2 protein-coding genes are annotated in these 2,154 nt (G+C 59.0%); both read left to right on the forward strand.

Annotated features, from left to right (window positions below; genetic code table 11):
* Positions 1-194, forward strand: a 194-nt coding sequence (locus tag ACCAA_RS21025; RefSeq protein ID WP_186409203.1) for a hypothetical protein, incomplete at its 5' end; no start/stop codon positions are given.
* A 40-nt stretch (positions 195-234) separates the two neighbouring features.
* On the forward strand, positions 235-2,154 hold a 1,920-nt coding region (locus ACCAA_RS21030; RefSeq protein WP_186409204.1), incomplete at its 3' end, for a DUF4347 domain-containing protein.

Raw genomic sequence — 2,154 nt, forward strand, 5'->3', positions numbered from 1 at the left:
TCGTCAATACGACCAACCATACGGTCTACACCGAGGCCGAGTTCAAGGCGCTGCCGGGCGTATTGATCGCTGAGGATCCCTTCTCCAACAACACTTTAATCTATCTCGACCCCGCCTCCGGTGTCTCAGGCGGAGTGAGCCTGACGGGCATTTCCGATGCGTCGCTGTCACTGATCTTGGTCGAGACAATGTAGACAAAGCAGACCTTTCTTGACGTCATATTAGCGGGAGAGCATGATGAAAATCGACAAATTGCCTGACTTAACCAATGCGGTAAGCGGTGAAAAGGTCTTTCCGACATTCCAACCGCTAATCCATGAGGAAGATCCGCCTTGGAATGTCGGAGAACTTATCCCAGAGCGCTTACCTGAGCTGAATAGAGGTTTGATGGCGAACCACCACGTCGTCGCGCATAGCGAAGTCGTCTTCATCGACTCTGCCGTTGCCGATGTTTCGGCACTATTCCCGGGGGATGCCTATCCCACAACCGAAATCATTCGACTCGAATCGGGCCAGGATGGCGTGCGGCAAATCGCTGCCGTGCTGGCCGGAAGAAGCGGGTTAGATACCATCCACATCGTTTCTCATGGCAGCGAGGGCGCGCTACGACTCGGCACAGCCACCTTGTCCGCATCCACCCTCGACAGCTATCGCGAGGACCTCGCGACGATTGGTCATGCCTTGAGCGTCGATGGCGATATGCTTCTCTACGGTTGCAGCGTCGCCGAGGGAAGAGAGGGGGCCAGCTTTGTCAAGGCACTGGCTGAAGCCACCGGCGCCGACATCGCTGCTTCGACCAATGCCACCGGCAATGCGGCGCTGGGCGGCGACTGGTCTCTGGAAATGGCGAGTGGTTCGATCGAGTCGGCCGATTTTGCGACCCCGATGGCGCTTGGCGTTTATTCCGGTTTGCTTGCCGATGATTATTCCGCTGACCCATCAACTACTGGCACGGTTGCCGTCGGTGGCTCGTCGACGGGGGGAATCGAGACGCCGGACGACGTCGATTGGTTCAGGGTGAGCTTGAACGCCGGTAGCACATACCAGATCGACCTCGAAGGATCCGCGACAAGCCAAGGCACTCTTAACGACCCGTATTTTCGGGGGGTATACGACAACGCGGGGGTACAGATCCCCGGCACGACCGATGACGATAGCGGGACTGGCGCCAATTCGCGCCTTACGTTCACCCCGACGGCGACAGGAACCTACTACCTTGCCGCTGGAGCTGGAGCTTTCTCAACGCTTCATGGGACTTACAAACTATCGGTGGCCGTCCTCCCTGGCTCCGCCGGTAACGACCATATCATCGGAACTGCCGGCAATGACGTGCTAAATGGCTATGGAGGCAACGATACCATTGAGGGGCTTGCCGGTGACGACACGCTCAATGGTGGGCCAGGCAATGACGTACTGAATGGCGGAGACGGCAACGATTCCCTCTCCGGCGACGACGGCAACGACACGCTGACCGGGGGTGTGGGCGTCGACCATTTCAGCGTCTGGAGCAGTTATACCGACACCTCGGTGGATACCATCACCGACTTCACCGCCGGCAGTGGCGGCGACCAACTGCCAATTCCCACGTCGCGGTTGAGCCACTACAACTACGGCAATCCTTTCGCCAGCGGTCACGTCCGCCTCACGCAATCGGGCGCCGATACGCTGTTCGAAATCGACACCGATGGTCCTGACAGCGCCGCGGTTTTCCAGACCGTCGCGATCTTGAGTCATGTCACGAAAGGGGATCTGGTCGCTGACAATTTCGGCTACGGCGGCTACGATCCCCAGGTGATCGTGGGTACCCCGGGAGCCGACTTACTACCCGGCACCACCGGTAATGACCGGATTTTCGGTCTGGCTGGCAACGACACCTTGAATGGCCTGGCTGGCGATGATACCCTTGCCGGGGGGGCAGGCAATGATGTTCTCAATGGTGGCGACGGCAACGATTCCCTCTACGGCAACGACGGCAACGACACCCTGACCGGGGGCGCCGGCACCGACTATTTCAGCGTCTGGAGCAGCGATACCGACACCTCGGTGGATACCATCACCGACTTCACCGCCGGCAGTGGCGGCGACCAGCTTCCAATTCCCACGTCGCGGTTGAGCCACTACAACTACGGCAATCCTTTCGCCAGCGGTCACGTC

The sequence above is a fragment of the Candidatus Accumulibacter aalborgensis genome, assembly GCF_900089955.1.
In the GTDB taxonomy this organism is placed as follows: domain Bacteria; phylum Pseudomonadota; class Gammaproteobacteria; order Burkholderiales; family Rhodocyclaceae; genus Accumulibacter; species Accumulibacter aalborgensis.